General features: G+C 51.1%; 1 protein-coding gene and 1 pseudogene. Both read left to right on the top strand.

From position 1 onward, the window contains the following. Nucleotides 1–517 (top strand): annotated as a pseudogene (locus tag BSG09_RS21210) (hypothetical protein); the annotation flags it as partial. 233 nt (nucleotides 518–750) lie between these two features. Then, on the top strand, nucleotides 751–1,242 hold the full coding sequence (locus tag BSG09_RS20025; RefSeq protein ID WP_092936251.1) for a DUF3592 domain-containing protein: 492 nt from the start codon (nucleotides 751–753) through the stop codon (nucleotides 1,240–1,242). The last annotated feature ends 294 nt before the right edge of the window (nucleotides 1,243–1,536 follow it).

The following is a 1,536-nucleotide window of genomic DNA, read 5'->3' as shown; positions in this document are numbered from 1 at the left end:
TTGGACACACTTGTCCCCTCCTCAATCCTCTCGAAAAGATGCCTCGATAAGCCACTGCTGTCTGGCGGTTCGTCACTTAGCTAAAGACGCATGCTTGGACACGTGGGTTGGGGGTCTCTTGGCCCTCGCAGGTCTCTGGTTCATCTTCGATGGTGCCACAGTCATCCGATATGAATCGTCCAAAGCGGAAACGGAACACGAGTACGTGTCTGGCCTTGATGACGAGACGGGTGAGGTGATGTTCCGACTGCAGACGTTGAACGTTGTGTATCAGACGCTGGAAGAGGCCTCTGAACCGCAAACCGCTGCAGAGATTGCAACCGCATGTGGCCTCACCGAATCACGCGCCGAAAGTGCTCTTGGGTATCTAAAAAGTAAAGGTCGTGTTGAGGAGATTGGAGACCAATATCATGCGAAGCCACCCCGATGGGGGAAGGTAACTCCTATTGTTGAGTTCCTCATGTGGGTCCCACGTCGGATTTTCCGTCCGTTCCATCGGGTAGCCGCGAGCGCTTAGCTCTCAACTCAAAGGATAATAAAAGAAGAAGGCAGAGTAAAACAATTATTGAACTCTTCCTCATGACCATTTTGCCCGACCACAAGTAGCACTCAACGTCGCAAAACGCTACATGATAAGAAATAAACAAACAGGGCTTCGGAGACTCTCGTATGTTCCCCGGTATATGGTCTAACTGGTCACGAACTCAGCGCAGGTGTGGTTACTCGCAGCTCTCTTGGGAGGTGTGCTGAATGGCTGACGACTCCGGGTTCTCTTTCAATGGTCCAGACACCTTTCGTGGGGCAGTGATCATGCTTCTCATCGGGCTTTTGGCGACTGGATATGGAGCATACGATTACGTCCAGCAGTCTGAGGCACTCACGAACGCAGAGGAGGTCACTGCTGAACTTACTACAAAGGGCATTGACACCGACACAGGTGGAAGTAGTTCTGGAGTCGACTACCGGCCGACGGTCCGGTTCACCTACGAATACGATGGGACATCGTACACGAGCACGAACGTGTTTCCGACAACCATCTCACCGACATACGACACAGAGTCGGAGGCTCGGTCGGTTCTAGATGGGTATGAGACCGGTGACACAGTCACCGCATACGTCCCACCAAGCGACCCTGATAATGCCTATCTGAAGCATCAATCCTCGAACGCGCCGCTTCTGGTTGTTGGTATCGGACTGTTCTTCGTAATTGGCGGCGGCGTGTCGACACTGAAACGCTATTAGGCAAGCGAATTGATGTTCTCCCGGTTTGCAAAAGCGAAGGTGCGTTTGGTCGCTATGTTTGGGCTGGTAAGGATACTTGAAGACAGCGTTTGACGTCCGGCTCAGACATGCTCACTGCACGTGCGAACTCATCGAAGAGAATTTGTTGAATAAAGAACAATCATCAGACACTATGGACGATATTCCCGTTATTCAATTAGTGATTCTGTGGTTCGTTGTCCTCACTTTCATACAAAGTAGTTGGATAGCGATTTGCCGTCAGACCGATTTCGTAGCAGTCTCATGAATGGTCTC

Source organism: Natrinema hispanicum (assembly GCF_900111485.1).
GTDB lineage: Archaea > Halobacteriota > Halobacteria > Halobacteriales > Natrialbaceae > Natrinema > Natrinema hispanicum_A.
Note: the sequence above shows the minus strand (reverse complement) of the source record. Positions and strands in the feature narration are given on the sequence as shown.

Bases quoted from the DNA above. Each gene is read 5' to 3' on its own strand.
- BSG09_RS20025 (WP_092936251.1), top strand. From the start codon at position 751: ATGGCTGACGACTCCGGGTTCTCTTTCAATGGTCCAGACACCTTTCGT.